16 protein-coding genes are annotated in these 17,838 nt (G+C 64.6%); 6 read left to right on the top strand and 10 right to left on the bottom strand.

Going from position 1 to position 17,838, the window contains the following annotated elements; all coding sequences use genetic code 11:
- Positions 1–8 precede the first annotated feature (8 nt).
- Genes ACP2YP_RS23890 through ACP2YP_RS23880 form a run of 3 tightly spaced genes read right to left on the bottom strand, consistent with a single transcriptional unit; the run spans position 9 to position 3,638 of the window.
- Positions 9–1,220, bottom strand: a complete 1,212-nt coding sequence (locus ACP2YP_RS23890) for an ABC transporter substrate-binding protein (RefSeq protein WP_426418777.1) — start codon at positions 1,218–1,220, stop codon at positions 9–11.
- A gap of 45 nt (positions 1,221–1,265) precedes the next feature.
- On the bottom strand, positions 1,266–2,117 hold the full coding sequence (locus ACP2YP_RS23885; protein WP_426418776.1) for a fumarylacetoacetate hydrolase family protein: 852 nt from the start codon (positions 2,115–2,117) through the stop codon (positions 1,266–1,268).
- Positions 2,118–2,141: 24 nt separating this feature from the next.
- Complete coding sequence (locus ACP2YP_RS23880) at positions 2,142–3,638, bottom strand: bifunctional 3-(3-hydroxy-phenyl)propionate/3-hydroxycinnamic acid hydroxylase (protein WP_426418775.1); 1,497 nt, start codon at positions 3,636–3,638, stop codon at positions 2,142–2,144.
- Between the two features lie 157 nt (positions 3,639–3,795).
- On the opposite strand from ACP2YP_RS23880, the gene ACP2YP_RS23875 reads away from it, so the two are divergent.
- Positions 3,796–4,485: a TetR/AcrR family transcriptional regulator gene (locus tag ACP2YP_RS23875; RefSeq protein WP_426418774.1), complete on the top strand. Its 690-nt coding sequence runs from the start codon at positions 3,796–3,798 to the stop codon at positions 4,483–4,485.
- Between the two features lie 41 nt (positions 4,486–4,526).
- Positions 4,527–4,781: a hypothetical protein gene (locus ACP2YP_RS23870; RefSeq protein ID WP_426418773.1), complete on the top strand. Its 255-nt coding sequence runs from the start codon at positions 4,527–4,529 to the stop codon at positions 4,779–4,781.
- Positions 4,782–4,783: 2 nt separating this feature from the next.
- On the opposite strand, the gene ACP2YP_RS23865 is transcribed toward ACP2YP_RS23870, so the two are convergent.
- A complete protein-coding gene (locus ACP2YP_RS23865) occupies positions 4,784–5,572 on the bottom strand; it encodes a DNA-binding transcriptional regulator (protein WP_426418772.1) in 789 nt (262 codons plus the stop codon).
- Between the two features lie 147 nt (positions 5,573–5,719).
- Between ACP2YP_RS23865 and ACP2YP_RS23860 the strand changes: the two genes are divergently transcribed.
- The gene (locus ACP2YP_RS23860) at positions 5,720–6,703 is read left to right on the top strand and encodes a VOC family protein (RefSeq protein ID WP_426418771.1); all 984 of its coding nucleotides are present in this window, start codon (positions 5,720–5,722) and stop codon (positions 6,701–6,703) included.
- Positions 6,704–6,713: 10 nt separating this feature from the next.
- On the opposite strand, the gene ACP2YP_RS23855 is transcribed toward ACP2YP_RS23860, so the two are convergent.
- From ACP2YP_RS23855 to ACP2YP_RS23845, 3 genes are read right to left on the bottom strand one after another with little or no spacing between them, the layout of a single operon-like run.
- Entirely contained in the window at positions 6,714–7,745 is a 1,032-nt protein-coding gene (locus ACP2YP_RS23855) for an L-idonate 5-dehydrogenase (protein WP_426418770.1), read from the bottom strand.
- 22 nt (positions 7,746–7,767) lie between these two features.
- The gene (locus ACP2YP_RS23850; RefSeq protein ID WP_426418769.1) at positions 7,768–8,535 is read right to left on the bottom strand and encodes an SDR family oxidoreductase; all 768 of its coding nucleotides are present in this window, start codon (positions 8,533–8,535) and stop codon (positions 7,768–7,770) included.
- Positions 8,536–8,547: 12 nt separating this feature from the next.
- A complete protein-coding gene (locus tag ACP2YP_RS23845; protein WP_426426246.1) occupies positions 8,548–9,747 on the bottom strand; it encodes a mandelate racemase/muconate lactonizing enzyme family protein in 1,200 nt (399 codons plus the stop codon).
- Between the two features lie 178 nt (positions 9,748–9,925).
- On the opposite strand from ACP2YP_RS23845, the gene ACP2YP_RS23840 reads away from it, so the two are divergent.
- Together ACP2YP_RS23840 and ACP2YP_RS23835 are read left to right on the top strand one after the other, a co-directional pair.
- Positions 9,926–10,693: a GntR family transcriptional regulator gene (locus ACP2YP_RS23840; protein ID WP_426418768.1), complete on the top strand. Its 768-nt coding sequence runs from the start codon at positions 9,926–9,928 to the stop codon at positions 10,691–10,693.
- A 24-nt stretch (positions 10,694–10,717) separates the two neighbouring features.
- Positions 10,718–12,082: an MFS transporter gene (locus ACP2YP_RS23835; protein WP_426418767.1), complete on the top strand. Its 1,365-nt coding sequence runs from the start codon at positions 10,718–10,720 to the stop codon at positions 12,080–12,082.
- Between the two features lie 68 nt (positions 12,083–12,150).
- On the opposite strand, the gene ACP2YP_RS23830 is transcribed toward ACP2YP_RS23835, so the two are convergent.
- The 3 genes from ACP2YP_RS23830 to ACP2YP_RS23820 all read right to left on the bottom strand — a co-directional run bounded on the left by ACP2YP_RS23830 (position 12,151) and on the right by ACP2YP_RS23820 (position 16,457).
- Positions 12,151–13,401, bottom strand: coding sequence for an arsenic transporter (locus ACP2YP_RS23830; RefSeq protein WP_426426245.1), 1,251 nt, complete (start codon positions 13,399–13,401; stop codon positions 12,151–12,153).
- Positions 13,402–13,463: 62 nt separating this feature from the next.
- A complete protein-coding gene (locus ACP2YP_RS23825) occupies positions 13,464–13,904 on the bottom strand; it encodes an EamA family transporter (RefSeq protein ID WP_426418766.1) in 441 nt (146 codons plus the stop codon).
- Between the two features lie 75 nt (positions 13,905–13,979).
- Entirely contained in the window at positions 13,980–16,457 is a 2,478-nt protein-coding gene (locus ACP2YP_RS23820) for a PAS domain S-box protein (protein WP_426418765.1), read from the bottom strand.
- Positions 16,458–16,671: 214 nt separating this feature from the next.
- On the opposite strand from ACP2YP_RS23820, the gene ACP2YP_RS23815 reads away from it, so the two are divergent.
- Positions 16,672–17,742 carry a zinc-binding metallopeptidase family protein gene (locus ACP2YP_RS23815; RefSeq protein WP_426418764.1) on the top strand — a complete coding sequence of 357 codons (1,071 nt, stop codon included), beginning with the start codon at positions 16,672–16,674 and terminating at the stop codon, positions 17,740–17,742.
- Positions 17,743–17,838: the final 96 nt, after the last annotated feature.

Raw genomic sequence — 17,838 nt, 5'->3', positions numbered from 1 at the left:
AAAACGCTCTATTTACCGACCAGGCCGCACTTGCTGCGGTCGAGCGGTCGGAAGGCCTGGTCGGGCGGAATGGTCGCGACCAGCTTGACGAAGTCCCACGGCCCCTTGGATCCCTCGGGTGTCTTGACCTGCACCAGATAGAGATCGTGCACCATGCGCTGGTCCTCGCGGATGCGGCCATTGGGCGTGTAGGCATCCGACACCGGCGTCGCCTTCATCTTGGCCATCACGGTGGCGCTGTCGTCGGAGCCGGTATCCTTCACGGCTTGCAGATAGTGACGCACGGCGGAATAGACGCCGGCCTGGATCTGCGACGGCATCGCCTTGCGGCGGGCATAGAACGCGTCGGAGAACTTTCGGGCAGCCGGCGAGACGTCCTCGAAGAACGAGGTGACGATGAGATCGCCGCGCGTCGCCTTCAGGCCGACCGCCGCGATATCGACGTTCTGGAACGACATCGGCACGATCTTGATGCCCTGGTCGGCAAGGCCGAATTCCTCCGCTTGCTTGATCGCGGTGGCGTTGTCGCCGGCGACGTTGATCGCGAGGATCTTGGCGCCCGAGGACTGCGCCTGGAGCAGGAACGAGCTGTAGTCAGGCGTGCCGAGCTGGGCCTTGACGCTGCCGGCGACCTTGCCGCCGAGCGCGGCGATGCGATCGCGCGCGGTCGCCTCGATCGAATGACCGAAGGCGTAGTCGCCGGTGATGAAGAACCACGGCTCTTTGCTGGTCTGCATGATGCCCGAGACGACCGCGGTCGCGGTGGAATAGGCGTCCTGGGTCCACTGCACGCTCGACGGCGCGCAGGCGTCATCGGTGAGCTGGTTGGCGCCGGCGCCGGAGACGAGGAAGATCTTTCCGTTGCCGCGCACCAGCTCCTGCACCGCGAGCGCCGCGCCGGAGCTGCCACCGTCCGCGATCGCCTGCACGCCGTCGCTGAACCATTTTCGCGCGAGCGAGGCGGCGAGGTCCGGCTTGTTCTGGTGATCGGCCTGCAGGATTTCGATCGGCTTGCCGTTGATCTTGCCGCCGAACTCCTCCGCCGCCATCCGCGCCGCCTCGACCGAGCCCGGGCCCATCGCGGTTGCGAAAATGCCGTTCATGTCGGTGAGGACACCGATACGGATGGCGTCGCCGTTGATGTCGGCGCGCGCGGTGGTGCCCGCGAGCGCCAGCGTGATCAGCAGGATGGCAGCGGACGGGTTGCGGAGATTGGCCATGGCGTTTCCTGATGTTGTTATGTTTTGATTGATCGGCGTTGGCGGTCAGGCCGGTTCGGCGACGACCTTGTTGCGCAAAATTCCGATGCCGGAGATTTCGACCTCGACGGTGTCGCCGGGCCGCATCCACAAAGGCGGCGTGCGCTTGGCGCCGACGCCGCCCGGCGTGCCCGTGACGATGACGTCGCCGGGAACAAGCGGGCAGATCGTCGAGATGTAGGCGATGAGCTCGGGGATGGCGGTAATCAGAAGATCCGTCGTGGTGTCCTGCACGACCGTGCCGTTCAGCCGCGTCTGAAGAGCGAGCTTCGACGGATCGGGGATCTCGTCCGCCGTCACCAGCCACGGACCAAAGCTGCCGCTCTCCGCAAAGGTCTTGCCGGAGAGAAACTGGCTGGTGTGGCGCTGCCAGTCGCGGATGCTGCCCTCGTTGTAGCAGGCATAGCCGGCGATATGGTCGAGCGCACGACTCGCCTGAATATGGCGGCCTGCCTTGCCGATGATGAGCGCGAGCTCGCCTTCGTAGTCGAAATCGTCGCTCACCTTCGGTTTCACGATGGGCTGGAGATGGCCGACCTGGCTGCAGGGGAAACGGACGAACAGGGCCGGTTTCTCGGTGACGGTGCGGCCGGTCTCGGCGACGTGGTCGCGATAGTTCAGGCCGACGCAGATGATCTTGCCGGGATCGGGGATGACGGGCGCGAAGGTCACGCTGTCGAGCGGATGATCTGGCGCCGTGGAGGCGACCAGCTTTGCCGCCTCGGCCACGCGACCGGCTTCAAGCAACTGACGCAGCGTGGTGCAGGGCGCCATGCGGGTGCCGAGATCGACCACGCCGTCGTCCTTGACGGCCCCGAAGGAGGCGCGGCCGTCGGTGATGAAAGAGAGCAGCTTCATGAGATATCCTCGAGACTTGTTCGATCAGGCCGCGGACGGCACGTGGGTTGGAGGCGTGATAGCGGCGATGAGCCGGTCGAGCTCGGCATCGTTGCGGGCGGTGCCGCGGATGTAACGATCGGGGCGAACCAGCGCGGCGGTGATGCCGTGCTCGCGCAGCCACGGTCCGATGCCCTCGGCATCGTCGCTGGTCAGGATTTTGATTCCGGGCTGCGAGAGAGCGAGACGCGTCGCGCTCCCGACGAGGAGGACATGGCCGTAGCCGATCCCGTCGTCGCCGCGACTGCCGTCATTCAGCATGAACTGCGGCGCGAGATGTCCGGCGAGCGGCAGGTCGCCGAGCGCGAGCCCGGGGCCGAGCAGGGGCTTTTTCACCTCGAGCTTCACGGGCGCATTCTCGCGCGCCTGCCCGGCGGCGAGGCCTGCCTCGATCGCCTTGGTGTTGATGACGCCGCCCAAGCGAATGGCAAGCTCGATGAACTCGCGCACATGCGGTTGGCGTTCGCTCTGATAGGTGTCGAGCAGATCGGGTCCGGCACCGTCGCGGATGACGCTCGCGAGTTTCCAGGCGAGATTTGCGGCATCGCGGATGCCGGCGCACATGCCCTGGCCGAGGAAGGGCGGGGTCTGGTGCGCAGAATCGCCCGCGAGCAGTAGCCGGCCGTTGCGCCATTGCTGTGCGATGACGGAATGAAAGGTGTAGACCGCGGCGCGCTCGAGTTCCGCATCCTCAGGCGTGATCCAGCGTGACAATAACTCCCAGACCTTTGCCGGCTGCGCGACGTCGTTCGAATCCTCGTCCGGGAGGACCGTGATCTCCCAGCGCCGTCGCGTCCCGGTGCCGCGCACATAGGTCGCAGGCCGCCGGGGATCGCAGTGCTGAAGGCTGTAATCGCCGAGATCGTCGCGGGCGCGCTTGAGCAGCACATCGATCACTAGCCAGCGCTCGTGGAAGCCGAGATCGTCCATGCCGGAGCCGATGAAGCGGCGAACGAGAGAACGCGCGCCGTCGCAGCCGATCACATAGCCGGCGCGGACCTCGCTGAGCTTGCCGTTGGAGAGGTCCTCGTAGCGCACGCGCACGCCGGTCTCGTCCTGATCGAGCGCGAACACATCGCAGCGGCTGCGCAAGCTGACGTGGGGCCAGCGTGCGAGGCCGCCGATCAGCACATCCTCCAGATCGGGCTGGTGGAAGCGATAGCTGAGGTTCCAGCCCATCGGCGTCAGCGTCTGTGGGCGCGACCAGTCCAGCAGCATTTTGCCGTTGGCGTCGAGGAAGAGCATGCCGGGGCTGAGGATGACATGCGGCAAGATCGCGTCGGCCAGACCGATGGTCTGGAACACCCGCATGCATTCGTCGTCGAAATGCACCGCGCGCGGCAGATGATAGGTCCGCGCCTCGCGCTCCAGCACCAGCGTGCGCACGCCGCAGAGACCGAGCAGATTGGCGAGCGTGGCGCCGACTGGGCCACGCCCGACGATCACGACGTCAAACTCCTCTTGGGCGGATTTATCCTGCATGGCGCTATCTCTCTCCCAGCCATGCCCAGCTCTTCAACGCCGGCCTCCCAAGTGTCCGCCCAGCGGACGGATGTCGGCCGCCGTACGGGCGAACGAAACCTCTTGCCAAGCGTGCGCGGTCATTATATGTACAATCGAACATATAAGAGGAAAGGCGATGATCGCCGCGACGAAAAGGCAAAAGGCACCGCCCTCTCGACCGAAGGGCCGCCGAAGCAAGGACATGCCGGACGGCCGGCAGGCGCTGCTGGCCGCCGCCACCAGCGCATTCGCCGGCCACGGTTTCGATGGCGCCGATCTGCGCAGCGTGGCCGCCGCGGCCCAGGTCAGCCCCAACCTGGTTCGCGTTCATTTTGGGCACAAGGCGGCGCTGTGGGAGGCCTGTCTCGCGCGCATCGTGACGATTGCGATCCCTGCCATGGCCAGCATTCGCGCGATCGCGGCCGATTCCAGCCGCCCGCTCGGCGATCGGCTGCGCGACGTCATCGTGGCGATCGGCGCTTTCTATGCTGCGCATCCGGATGTCAGGGACTTTGTCGTCCGGCACGGCGCGGAGGCGCCGGAGCGGGCTGTGCTCGTGACCGAACAACTGCTGCGTCCGGCCTATGAGACCGTTCGAGAGCTCTTCGTGGCCGGCATTGAAGCCGGCATCATCCGCAGCAGCCATCCGGCGCTGTTCTTTGCGCTGCTCAACGCCGCACTGAATCAGCCTCCGGCGGCTCCCGTGCTGCTCAAACAGCTTGCGCCCGACATCGACGTCGAGGCGTCGGGTGCGCTGCTGATCGAGACCACGGTGACGACGTTCCTTCACCTTCCGCTGTCCGATCGAAGCGTCAAACTCCGGTGAGCCCGCCTTGCCGACAATCCAACATGAGAGTGAGAGCATTCATGAACTTCCGCGTCGCCTTCCTTCTGTTGAGCGCCACGATCACGCCGGCCTTCGCTCAGGCCGGGCCGAGTGAATCCGAGCAGCGCCAGGCCTGCATGGGCGACGCGATGCGTCTTTGCTCTGCCTACGTTCCCAATCGCGCCCAAATCCGAGACTGCATGGGAGCACAGCTCGACCGGCTGAGCGCGCAATGTCGCGCCGTATTCGACGCGTCCGCTCAGGCGCAAAGGTCACCGTCCGCGCGGAGCCATTAGCCTCATTCGACCGGGATGGCGGCGGCCGCGTCTCGTAATGGCGCGGCAAAGTCGGCGATCGCCTTATCGATTGCGAGCGCGGTTCTGATCCAGATGATCGAAATGCAACCGAATACGATCTCGTTGCGAACGATCGGGACGGCGATCGAGGCGGTCTTCGGATTGTATTCGCCTTCGCTACGGATGGCGTAACCCCGCGCGGCCGTCTCGGCGATCATCTGGTCGAGGCGGCCCTGGTCAAGGAAGGGGCGGTCGTCGCCCTCGTCGATGCGGCGGAGATGGCTGATGATGAGGTCGCGCTCGCGCGCGGGGCAGGCGGCGAGATAGGCGCGGCCTGCAGATGTGCGGAGCATCGGCAGGCGTCTGCCGATCATGCCGCGATCGATCGAGAGCGGGCTGCGGGAATGGGTGGTTTCCTGCACCACCATTGCCGCATTCTCGTAAACTGAGAGATCGACCGGCCAGACCAGGGTCTTGCTCAGCTCAGCGAGATAAGGCGCCGCCGCCTGGCAGATCGCCACGCCGGGGTCGTAGCCATCGCCGAGGCTCAGCGCCCGCCGCGTCACGCGAAAGCGGTCATCGCTGGCGCTGCGCGCGACATAGCCGAGTTCCTCCAGCGTTTCGAGCAGGCGATAGACGGTGGGGCGGGGCAGGTCGAGCGCGCGGGCGACGTCGCCGGCGCGGATGCCGCCGGAGCGGTTGACCTCCTGCAGCACGTCCAGCCCGCGCTTGAAGGCGCGGACGCCCTCCAACTGCCGCGGCGCCCCGGTCCGCGTCCGCTCCTTGGACACTTCGTATTTCCTCCCTTGTAGCGCACGGCATCGCGACTATCGTCTTTGCGAACGCGAAGCGATTGCGGGACGTCACCGTAGGATCGTGCGCGACCGGTATCAAGTTCGCCGCAGTGCGGCGAACGCGATGCTCTCGGGAGGACGTCGATGGAAATCACCGCGCTCGGCTATATCGGGATCAATTCGTCAGAGCTCGACCAGTGGGGCCGGATGGCGACGGGCCTCCTCGGCATGCAGCAGGTCGATCGCGGCGGCAAGATGCGCGCCTTCCGCATGGACGATCGCAAGCAGCGCCTGATCGTCGACGGCAGCAGCGATGCCGGCCTTGCGGTGATGGGCTGGGAAGTTCCTTCGACCACCGAGCTGGACCGGTTGGCCGGACGGCTGGAAAGCCACGGCGTCAAGGTGACGCGCGGTTCGCGCGCGCTGGCTGACGAGCGGCATGTCACCGAGCTGATCGTGTTCGCCGATCCTGCCGGAAATCGGCAGGAAGCCTTCTGCAAGCCCGAGCTTGCAAGCGAGCCGTTTAGGCCGGGCCGGCCGATCTCGGGCTTTCGCACCGGCGCGCTGGGCATGGGGCATGTCGTGCTCAACGTCGAGGATGTCGAGCCATTGGTGCCGTTCTATCGCGACGTGCTCGGCTTTCATGTCTCCGATTTCGGGCTGAAGCCCTACGGGCTCTATTTCTTCCACGTCAACGGCCGCCACCATTCCTTTGCGATGGTCGGTTCGGGGCGCAAGACGCTGCATCATTTCATGGTCGAGCTCGGCAGTCTCGACGATGTCGGGCAGGGCTACGATCTCGCGCAGATGGATGACGGCCGCATTGCCTATACGCTGGGCCGCCATACCAACGACCACATGACCTCGTTCTATGTGAACACGCCGTCCGGCTTCTTCATCGAATATGGCTGGGGCGGCCGCATCATCGATCCCCAGACCTGGCAGCCGCACGAGACCTTTGACGGCCCGTCGCTATGGGGTCACGAGCGGCTCAACATGCCGGAAGAGCAGCGCAAGCGGCTGCGCGACATGCGGATGGATGCAGCTGCGCGCGGCGTGCGCGTGCCCGATCCGAGCGTGCCGCCGCTGAACTGCGCGTGGCTGGACCAGGTGGTCGCGCGGGAGTGAACCCCGCCGCTCAGAACGTCAGCTGTACCTTCATCGATTGCGAGCGGTCGCTGGCGAGCTCGAAGGCGGCGACCGCGTTCTCGAACGGCATGGTCGCCGTGATCAGCGGCTTCACGTCGATCAGGCCTTCGCCCATCAGCCTGACCGCGAGCTCGAATTCGGGATCGAAGCGGAAGGTGCCGCGGAGCTGCAATTCCTTGGCAACGATGGCGTTGATCGGCAGCGTCATCTCGCCGCCGAGGCCGAGCTGCACCAGCGTCGCGCCTGGACGGAGCACGTCGAGTGCGGTGCGCAGCGCGGCCTGATTGCCGGAAGCTTCAAACAGCGTGTCGAACACGCCCTTGCCGGCGCGCCAGGGATCGAGTCCGGTGGCATTGGTCGCGACGTTGATCGCATGCGTGGCGCCGAGCTTTTTTGCGACCGCCAGCGGTGCGTCGGCGACGTCGGTCACGACGATCTCGGACGCGCCGCCGAAGCGCGAGACAAGAATCATCAGCGCGCCGATCGGGCCGCAGCCGGTGATCAGCACACGCTTGCCGAGGAGGGGGCCTGCCTGCTTGCCGGCGTGGAGACACACCGCGAGCGGCTCGGTCACTGCGGCTTCGGCGAGCGACAGCTTGTCGGAGATCGGCACGGCCTGCGTCGCATAGACCGTGATGAACTCGCGAAAGCCGCCCTGCACATGGGGAAAGCGCATTGCGCTGCCGAGGAAACGCATGTCGAGGCACTGGTTGCGCAGGCCTTCCTGGCAATGCAGGCACTGGCCGCACGGCTTGCTCGGATTGACGGCGACGCGAGTGCCGGGCTGCATGCTTGTGACTCCGTCGCCGACGGCTGCGACCACACCGGCGATCTCGTGCCCCAGCGCCATCGGCTGCTGGATGCGGACGACGCCGAAACCGCCGTGATGGTAGTAGTGCAGGTCGGAGCCGCAGATGCCGCCATTGGCGATCTTGACCCGGACCTCGCCCGGGCCGGGCTCGGGATCCGGATAGTTGTCGATCCGCAGATCCTTCGGGGCGTGAATGACGACGGCGCGCATGGTCTCGTTCCCTGTTTCGCGATTACATCGCGGCGATCATGCCGCCATCGACATAGATGATCTGGCCGTTGACGTAGGTCGAGGCATCCGACGCCAGGAAGATTGCGGCGCCCACCAGCTCGTCCGGCTTGCCCCAACGCTTGGAGGGAATGCGGCCCATCAGCCAGTTGTTGAAATCGGTGTTGTTGACCAGCGCCTCGTTCATGTCGGTGAGCATGTAGCCGGGGCCGATCGCATTGGCCTGGATGCCGTGCTGGGCCCATTCCACCGCCATCGAGCGGGTCAGGTTCTTGATGCCGCCCTTGGCGGCGGTGTAGGGCGCAATCGTCGGGCGCGCCAGCTCGCTGCCGAGCGAGCCGATGTTAATGATCTTGCCGTGCTTGCGCGGGATCATGCGCTTGGCGGCCTCGCGGCCGATCACGAAGGCGCTGGTGAGGTTGGTCTCGATCACCTTGCGCCATTCGTCGGTCGTGAATTCCACCAGCGGCTTGCGGTGCTGGATGCCGGCATTGTTGACGACGATGTCGACCGCGATACCCTTTTTGTCGAACTCGTTGAACGCCGCGACGATCGCGGGCTCGTCGGTAACGTTGAAGGCGGCGCCTTCGGCCTGATGCCCGGCGGCACGGAACTCGCCGACAGCCTGCTCGACTCGCTCAGGATCGACGCCGTTGATAATCAGTTTGGCGCCGGCCTTGGCCATGCCCTCGGCGATGGCGCGGCCGAGGCCGCGGGAAGAACCGGTCACGAGCGCGGTGCGGCCGGAAAGGTCGAAGAGGGCGGTGCTCATTTCAAAAAATCCTCAGACGTTGGAGCGACGCACGGTCAGATCGGAGCGATCGAAGACGGCGGGCAGAAGATCGACGCCGAGACCGGGGCCTTCCATCGGATAGACATAGCCGTCCTTGATCGTTGGCATCGTGGTGACGAGCTCATTGTACCAGCCCTTGTAAAAGGCGCGCACCGATTCCTGGATCAACGTGTTGGGCTGGCTGAACGACATGTGGACGGCGGCGATGAAGCCGATCGGGCCGATGCAGTCGTGCGGTGCGAAGGGCCGGTGATAAGTCTCGGCCATCGCCGCGATCTTGCGGCCCTCGGTGAGGCCGCCGGTCCAGCACAGATCGGCCATCACCACGTGCATGGCGTCGCGGTCGAGCATGTCCTTGTAGGGGAAGCGCGAGCCGAGCGTTTCGCTGGCGCAGACCCAGACATCGGTCGAGCGCGCATATTCGGCGAGCGCCTGCGGCGAGTTCATGCGGATTGGGTCTTCGTACCAGGTCGGCTTGTAGGGCTCGAGCGCGCGCGCGATCTGCTTTGCGGTCGGTAAATTCCACAGCGAGTGGAGCTCGACCATGATCTCCATCTTGTCGCCGACGGCCTTGCGGATTTTTTCAAACGGCTCGATCGCGTGCTTCATTTGCGCGGCGGTGATGTAGAGGCCCTTGTTCTCCTGCGCCGCAGGATCGAACGGCCAGATCTTCATCGCGGAGATGCCATTTTCCAGCAGGTTTTCGGCGAGCGCATCGGCGTGATGCATGAAGCCGTCGAGATCCTCGTAAGGCCCCTTGGCGGCACCGAGATTCCAGTTGGCGACCGGGCTGATATTGGTCGAGCGGACATATTGCGTACCGGCGCAGGTGTTGTAGATGCGCTGCTTGTCGCGGCAGAGGCCGCCCAGCATCTGGTGCACCGGCTGATTGCAGACCTTGCCGAACAGATCCCACAGCGCGATGTCGATCGCCGAGGTCGCGCGATATTCCACGCCGGTCGAGGACTGCGCCATCGGCAGGTTCAGCATGTCGCGATGGATCGCCTCGATGTGCAGGGGATTGCGGCCGAGCAGGCGACCGGCAAAGGTGTCGTGGATCTGGGCTTCGACTGCGCCAGCACCATAGAAGGTTTCGCCGAGACCGATCATACCCGTGTCGGTGTGAACGCGCACCCAGATGACGTTGGAGAATTCCTCGGTGCGCAGCGTCTCGATCGACGTGATCTTCACGGCCATTGTCCTCCCGTCGCAGGCGCTTCGCACCGGTCGTGTTTTCATTTTTGCGCTGCAGCATGCGGCGCGTCCGCGAAAGTCTTACGCTTGCTTGTAATATATCACAACATGTTTTAAGGGTGCCACAAATAAGGCGCCGCCCTGCAGCGAGAGCGCGGGCGGACGGGAGGCAGAGATGGCACGGCGCAAGCGCGCGCTCGCGGTGGTGAGAAACGAGGACGACGGCGAGGGCAAGCCCTCGCGGCGCAACCGTCTCAATTTCTTCGAGCTGGCCTATCAGAAGATCGAGGAGCTCCTCGTTCATTGCGAGCTCAAGCCCGGTCAGTTCATGACCATGCTGGAATTGCAGCAGATCACGGGCTTCGGGCGCACACCGGTGCATCACGCGGTCAATCGTCTCTCCGCCGATACGCTCATCATCATCCGTCCGCGCCACGGTCTGCACATCGCGCCGATCGATCTCGCGCGCGAGCGCATGCTGCTGGCCTTGCGGCGCGACATGGAGCGCTTCGTCGTTCGTCTTGCGGCCGATCGCGCCAGCCTCTCGCACCGCAATCAGGCCCTGCACATCGAGCGTTTGCTGCGCGAGCGCCGCGCCACCCTGACCCTCGACGAGTTCAACAGCATCGACCGTCGCATCGATGCGCTGGTGCTGGAAGCCGCGGGCGAGCCGTTCCTGGTGCATACGCTGCGGCCGCTGCACACGCTGTATCGCCGCATCGGCTACATCCACCACCGCTTCATGCCGGGACAGACGGATCTGTCCGGCACGATCGATCGTCATCTCGCCATTCTCGCGGCCGTCGCCGGCCGTCGCGTCGAGGACGCGGTGAAGGCGAGCGATGCACTGATCGACTACATGGACCAGATGTTCACGGGCATGGAGGTGGGGATCGATCCGCGCCTGCTGGATTGCAGCATCGAGCCGTTACTCGGCGCGTAAAGAGTTTTGAAGAGAGGACCAAAGATGTCAACGATGGCTGTGCCACAACCGACCGCGAGCGAAGCCGCGGTCCGCTACCTCATTACCAATTACAGTCCCAAGGGCAACAAGGTCGGCTGGCTGATGATGGCCTCGATCCTGGTCGAGGCCTGGGATCTCTATTCGATCGCCTTCGTGCTGATCTTCATCAAGGAGCAGTACAATCCCGATCCGTTGATGCTCGGCCTTGCCGCGGCCGGCACGCAGGGCGGCGCGCTGATAGGTGCGCTGCTCGGCGGCTGGCTGTCCGACAAGATCGGCCGCCGCGTGATGTTCCTGGTGACGATGGTGATGTTCATCATTCTGGCGCTGGCGCAGGCCTTCGTGCCCAACGTCACCTGGCTCGTCGTGATCCGCTTCCTGCTCGGCGTTCCGCTCGGCTCCGACATCTCGACCGGCTACACCTACATCATGGAATCCATGGCCAAGGGCGAGCGCGAGGTCATGGGCAACCGCTGGCAGTTCATGTTCGCGGTCGGTGAAGTCCTGACCATCGGCGTCATCGTCATCTTCCTGCTGCTCGACATCCAGCACGAGATGCTGTGGCGCGTGACGCTCGGCCTCGGCGCGGTGCCGGCGCTGATCATCCTGATCATGCGCCACGACGTGCCGGAGACCGCGGTCTGGCTGGTGCAGAAGGGACGCTACCGCGAGGCCAAGCAGGTCGCGCGCGAGATGTTCAACGACGATCTCGCCATGCTGCCGGACCAGGATGTGCAGGTGCCGAAGGTCTCGACCCGCGCCTTCCTGGCCGATCTGAAGAAGGATCCGATCCGCTGGCGCGCCACGATCTACGGCTGGATCGCCTGCTTTGCGCAAGGCAGCGAGTTCTCGACCTTCGCGTTCTATCTGCCTGTGCTGTTCGTGATGGTCGGCGTGTCGAGCGTGCTCGGCAACAATCTGGTGACGATGGCGCTGTTCTGCTTCGCCGCCTTGTCGGGCTGGGTCGGGCCGCTGCTGACGCCGAAGATCGGCCATCGCGGCATCGCCATTGCCGGTTTCGGCATCGTGCTGGCTTCGCTGCTGGTCGCGGCCTTCGCGCTCTACACCGACAACAAGATCCTGCTGCCGTTCGCGGCCGCCGCCATGTTGTGGGGCCATTATTGGGATGCGTCGAACTGCATGACGATCCCGACCATGGTCGCCAAGCCGAAGTATCGCGGCACCGCCAGCGGCTTTGCCTACATGTTCGTGAAGCTGCCGTCGTTCCTCGCGATCTTCCTGTTCCCGTCGCTGTTCGCGGCGATCGGCCAGGCCGGCGCCACGCTGTTTGTCGCGATCTTCCCGCTGATCGGATTGCTCGCCGCAATCTTTATCCTGCCGGAAGTCTACGGCTACGAGAACGACTAGAGCATGATCCGGAAAAGTGCGTAGCGGTTTTCCGATAAAGATCATGCTCGAAAAATAGACTCTATGCATTACCTGATCGCGGCCGCCAGTGCCGCGATCAGGGCCGGCGGCGTTACCAACATGCCGAGCTTGAGGAACGGCCAGGCGCCGACCTCGATCTTCTCACGCCGCAGCGCGACCAGCCAGAGAATGGTGGCAAGCGAGCCTGTCACCGACAGATTGGGTCCGAGATCGACGCCGATCAGGATCGCGCTGACGACCGTTGCCGGCAGGTGATCGCTGGCGGCGACGGAGCCTGCAACGAGGCCGACCGGCAGATTGTTGGCAATGTTGGTAGCCGCTCCAGTCGCAATGCCGACGCTCCAGGCGGCTTTCGGGACTGACTGCGCGACGGCTTGGTGCAACAGCGCGCTGAGCTGCCCGATCACGCCGGTCTTCACCAGCGCTTCCACCATCACGAAGAGCCCGCCGACCAGCGGCAGCACGCTCCAGGACACGCCGCGCAGCACGGGCAGCGGCGATTGGCGGCTGATCAGCAGCACGATGGCGGAAGTCACCACGCCGCAGATGAAGGTCGGCAGGCCCAGCTGCTTGTCGAGTGCCGATGCCGTGACCAGCACGACGCCGATGGCGATGATGCCCACAGCCGTGAGCTTGCCGCCGCGGCCGAGCTTTGGATGCGGCACGCTGCGCGCGATGGTCTCTTCCTTCAGCGCGCGGTGCTGGGTCAGCCGCAACACGACATAGGTCAGCAGGATCGAGGCTACCGACGGCAGGGCGAACAGGCGCAGCCATTCGGTGAGCTGCGGCATGTGCGCGCCGAACACGACGAGATTGGCGGGGTTTGAGATCGGCAGCACGAAGCTCGCAGCGTTCGCGATGAAGGCGCAGACGAACAGATAAGGCAGCGGCTTTGCACCGGCCGCGCGCGTCGCGGCATAGACGGCGGGCGTCAGCACGATCGCGGTGGCATCGTTTGACAACAGCACAGTGACGACCGTGCCGACGAGGTAGATCAGCAGGAACAGTCGCTGCGGCGAGCCGGCGGCATATTCCACCGCAAGGGCTGCGAGATAGTCGAACAGGCCTTCCAGCCTGGCGAGCTCGGCGATCAGCATCATGCCGATCAGGAAGAGGTAGACGTCGATGCCCTTCTCGATGCCGGTGAGCGCATCCTGCCACGGCAGGAAACCGAGCAGCACCAGGGCCGTGGCGCCGAGCACGGCCCAGACCGCCTCGGGCAGGCGAAAGGGGCGGATGATGACGCCTGCGGTTGCGGCGACGATGATGCTCCAGGCCCAGATGGCGTCAGACGGCAGGGTCGGCAAGTCGATCTCCAAAGTCCGTCCTGACTATCGCGCCCCGGTCAGATCCGCCAGCCTCAGAACTTCACGGCCAGCAGCACCGCACCGGCGCCGATCATGGCGATGCCGACCCAGCCTTGCGTCGTTGGCCGTTCGCCGAGAAAGGCGAAGGCGAAGAGAGCGACCAGCACGACGCTGAGCTTGTCGATCGGCGCCACCAGCGTCGCGGGACCGAGTTTCAGCGCGCGGAAGTAACACAGCCACGACGCGCCGGTCGCAAGCGCCGACAGCACCAGGAACAGCCATGTCTTCGGCGACACCGCCGAGGGCGCGGCGAATTGTCCGGTGAAGAACAGCAGCATCGAGAAGGCCAGCAGCACCACTATGGTCCGGATGAAGGTGGCGAGGTCCGGATTGATGTTCTCGACGCCGACCTTGGCGAAGATCGCGGTCAGTGCGGCGAAGCAGGCGGAGAGCAGCGCCCAGGTCTGCCAGGCGGAGAAGAGGGCGGGTTTCATGGGGAGCCTTTATGAAGATGACTGCAATCGTCGTCCCGGCGAAGGCCGGGACTACAGCGTGGGTTTGGCCCACGCTCACCTTGCCACCGACAGCTTCTCCATGATCGCCTTGCGCAAAATGCGCGAGAGCGATTCCACCGAGTACGGTTTCTGGATCAGCTCGAAGCCGCGATGGGCGTTTTCGGCGAGCACGTTGCTGTAGCCGCTGGTGAGCACGACGGGAAGGCCCGGATAGCGCTCGCGGATGATGCCGGCGAGCTCGACGCCGTTCATGCCGGGCATGATGACGTCGGAGAACACCAGATCGACGGCGAATTCGTTCTCGCCAAGGATCGCCAGTGCGGCATTGGCGTTGGCGACGCGGCGGACGACATAGCCGAGATCTTCCAGAAGTTCGGTCGAGAACTGGCCGACATCGTCATTGTCCTCGACCACGAGCACCCGGTAGCCGCGCCCGGTGGTCGCGCTTTCGCTGGTGAGCGATGCGGCTTCCTTCTCGGCGGCAGGGCTCTGCGCCTGCGGCAGGTAGATCGTGAAGGTCGCGCCCTGTCCATGCGTGCTCGTCACCGCGATGTCGCCTTCGGACTGTTTTGCGAAGCCGAACGCCTGGCTGAGGCCGAGGCCGGTGCCTTTGCCGACCTCTTTGGTGGTGAAGAACGGCTCGAAGATGGCGTCGATGTTTTCGGGCGCGATGCCGCAGCCGGTATCCGCCACCGAGATTGCGACATAATCGCCGCCGCGCGCCGATTGTGCGCGCAGGCTCGGAATGCCCTCGACCTTGCGCACGGCGATGGTGAGGCGGCCTTCGCTGTCCATGGCGTCGCGGGCGTTAATGGCGAGGTTGATGAGCGCGGTCTCGAACTGCGCGATGTCGGCGATCGTGAAGCAGTCGGCGTCGTGCACATCGACCGATATCTCGATGCGGCCGCCGACCAGCGGCCGGACCAGCTGCGCCACGCCCTCGACCTGGCTGCCGACGTTGAAGATCTGCGGTTTCAGCGGCTGCCGGCGTGCGAAAGCCAGGAGCTGCGCGGTGAGTTTTGAGGCGCGCTCGACGGTGTCGGAGATCGCATCGACATAGCGGCGGCGGCGCTCTTCCGGCAGTTCGCGCCGGCGCAGGAAGTCGGTCGCCGAGCGGATGATGGTAAGGAGGTTGTTGAAGTCGTGCGCGACGCCGCCGGTGAGCTGGCCGATCGCCTCCATCTTCTGCGATTGCCGCAGCGCTTCCTCGCCGCGACGCCGCTCGGTGATGTCGACGGCTTCAGGCACCGCGCCGGTGATGTTGCCGTGGCGGTCGAGCACCGGGCGCATGCTGAACTCGAAATCGCGCTCGCCGATCGGCAGCCGCAGCCGCATCTCCATCCGCACGGCTTCGCCTTTCAGCACTGTGTCGAAGGCGTCGCGCACGGTTGTGCTCATGCCGTCGGTGCCGGTGAACCAGGGCGTGTCCCACAGCAGTCTGCCGATTACGTCCTCGGAACCTGCCTTGAAGCCGTCGAGTGCTGTCTTGTTGGCGTAGAGCAATTCACCCTTGAGGTTGACCAGGCCCTGATACTGGTTGCTGGTCTCCAGGATGGCGCGCAGCCGGGCTTCGTTGGCTTCGAGCTCGGCGGTGCGTTCGACGATACGCTCTTCCAACGTCTCGTTGAGCTGCCGCAGCTCGGTCTCGGCCTGCTTGGCCGCGGTGATGTCGTGAGCGACGCCGATGAAGCCGATGTGCTTGCCGGTCGGATCCCAGCGTGGCTGGGATTCCGAGCGCAGCCAGCGCCATTCGCCGGATGCATCCTTGTAGCGCGCCTCCAGCACGAAGGGCTTGAGCGAGGCTTCGCCCTGCACCGATTGTTGCAACACGTGCGGCAGGTCGTCCGGATGCAGCACCTTCCGCCAATCGAAGGCGATGGCCTGGTCGTAGGGCAGGCCGACGAAATCGACATAGGCCTGGTTGGCGAAGGAGCGCGTGCGGTCGAGTTTTGTGACCCAGATCGGCACCGGCGCGCTGTCGGCGATCAGTCGAAACCGCTCCTCGCTCTCGCGCAACGTCTCGCGGGCAAGCATCTGATCGGTGATGTCGAAGTCGGCGCCCACGAGCCGGAGCGCGCGGCCGTCCTTGTTGCGCTCGATCTTGGCGACGACGCGGATCCAGCGGGTCTCGCGGTCGTTCGATCGTATGATGCGGTACTCGTCGGAATAATCGTCGCTTTCGCTCTTCAGAGTGTCGAAGAGGCGCTTGATCGTCCGCTGGCGATCCTCCGGATGGATCCTTGCGACCCAATCCTCGTAGGTTTCGCCGGTTGCTTCGGGGGACAGGCCGTGCACCAGCAGATATTCCGGCGAGCGGCGGTTCTTGAAGCCTTCGCGGAAGTCGACCTCGAGCCCGCCGACCTTGCCGATGCGCTGGATGCGCGCCAGCTCCGCCTCGCGCTCCTGGAGCGCGCGATAGGCATCGTCGCGCTCCCGCGCGATGTCTTGGAGGTGCTGGCGCAGCCTTTCGGCGGCAATGGTCTCGGGCAAAGGATCGTTCAAGGCGTCGGCCGTTGTGATGCGGGAGCGCACGTGCCAAGCCGATATTCACACAGACAAAGCGTGATAGCCATTGCTGAAAAGGGCATAGATCGGGAAACGCCCCACCGAACGGCTGTGGCGGGTATGAACGAATGGAGGGCCTGGCTAATTTGTTCCAAACGTTGGAACGATGAGCCCTATGGGCGCATATCTGCGAGGCGCTACAACTCTCATTCGTAAAACACCCTTTCCAAGAGGCTAAATCTTGAAGCTCTTTGTCTGCCAGGCCTGCGGCAATGTTCTCTATTTCGAGAATCGCGCCTGCGAACGTTGCGGCCACAAGGTCGCCTTCCTGCCGGAGAAGGAGACGATGTCGGCGATCGAGCCCGACGGGGAGGGTTGGGCCACGCTCGCCGACAAGGGCAAGGGCCGGATGTTGTGCCGCAATGCCGAGTATGACGCCTGCAACTGGCTAACGGATGTGAGCGATACCACCGGCTATTGCCGCGCCTGTCGCCATAACGGCATCGTGCCTGATCTGTCCGACCCCGCGCAGCTCGCCGGCTGGCGCGAACTGGAGGTGGCGAAGCACCGGCTGTTCTACTCCCTGATCCGCTGGACGCTGCCGCTCCAGACCCGGCAGGAGAACCCCGAGCACGGCCTGATCTTTAATTTTCTCGCCGACGATCCGAACAGCGGACAAAAGATCATGACCGGCCACGACAACGGCCTGATCACGATCGCGCTCACCGAGACCGATACCATCGTGCGCGAGCGGCGCAGGCTGGAGATGGGGGAGCCGTATCGGACGCCGCTCGGGCATTTCCGCCACGAGGTCGGGCACTATTTCTGGGACGTGTTGGTGCGTGATGGTGGGAAGCTGGAGGAATGCCGCGCCGTGTTCGGCGACGATTCCGTCGATTACGGTCAGGCCTTGCAGCACCACTATGCCGAAGGCGCACCGACCGACTGGCAGCAGAGCTATGTCTCGGCCTATGCGACGATGCATCCCTGGGAAGACTTTGCTGAGACCTGGGCGCATTACCTCCATATCATCGATACGCTGGAGATGGCTGGCGAGTTCGGCATGGAGGTGCGCCCCAAGGTCGACCGCGACGGGGAGTTGTCGACGCGGATTCGGTTCAACCCCTACGAGGCGCGGGACGTTCAGGCGATCGTCGACGCATGGCTGCCCTTCACCTTCGCCATGAACAGCGTCAACCGTGCCATGGGGATGCGGGACCTCTATCCCTTCATCCTGTCGCCAGCCGTGGTCGCCAAACTGGGCTTCATTCACGGCCTGGTCCGGAACGTGGCCAAGGCCGGAAAGCCATAGGCCGTCCCAGGGGCTCACCAAGCCCGTTCCGGTCTTGCGCTGGTACGCCAGAGCGGGCCGGATTTTGGCCGTTGCCTCCGGCCCATTTTGCTGTAC

The organism is Bradyrhizobium genosp. A (assembly GCF_049949275.1).
Taxonomy (GTDB): domain Bacteria; phylum Pseudomonadota; class Alphaproteobacteria; order Rhizobiales; family Xanthobacteraceae; genus Bradyrhizobium.
This window is presented reverse-complemented; position numbering and strand designations above follow the sequence as displayed.

Coding starts and splice junctions, on each gene's coding strand:
- ACP2YP_RS23840 (WP_426418768.1), top strand. CDS start 9,926: ATGGCACGGCGCAAGCGCGCGCTCGCGGTGGTGAGAAACGAGGACGAC.
- ACP2YP_RS23890 (WP_426418777.1), bottom strand. CDS start 1,220: ATGGCCAATCTCCGCAACCCGTCCGCTGCCATCCTGCTGATCACGCTG.
- ACP2YP_RS23880 (WP_426418775.1), bottom strand. CDS start 3,638: ATGCAGGATAAATCCGCCCAAGAGGAGTTTGACGTCGTGATCGTCGGG.
- ACP2YP_RS23885 (WP_426418776.1), bottom strand. CDS start 2,117: ATGAAGCTGCTCTCTTTCATCACCGACGGCCGCGCCTCCTTCGGGGCC.
- ACP2YP_RS23835 (WP_426418767.1), top strand. CDS start 10,718: ATGTCAACGATGGCTGTGCCACAACCGACCGCGAGCGAAGCCGCGGTC.
- ACP2YP_RS23875 (WP_426418774.1), top strand. CDS start 3,796: ATGATCGCCGCGACGAAAAGGCAAAAGGCACCGCCCTCTCGACCGAAG.
- ACP2YP_RS23860 (WP_426418771.1), top strand. CDS start 5,720: ATGGAAATCACCGCGCTCGGCTATATCGGGATCAATTCGTCAGAGCTC.
- ACP2YP_RS23850 (WP_426418769.1), bottom strand. CDS start 8,535: ATGAGCACCGCCCTCTTCGACCTTTCCGGCCGCACCGCGCTCGTGACC.
- ACP2YP_RS23855 (WP_426418770.1), bottom strand. CDS start 7,745: ATGCGCGCCGTCGTCATTCACGCCCCGAAGGATCTGCGGATCGACAAC.
- ACP2YP_RS23825 (WP_426418766.1), bottom strand. CDS start 13,904: ATGAAACCCGCCCTCTTCTCCGCCTGGCAGACCTGGGCGCTGCTCTCC.
- ACP2YP_RS23870 (WP_426418773.1), top strand. CDS start 4,527: ATGAACTTCCGCGTCGCCTTCCTTCTGTTGAGCGCCACGATCACGCCG.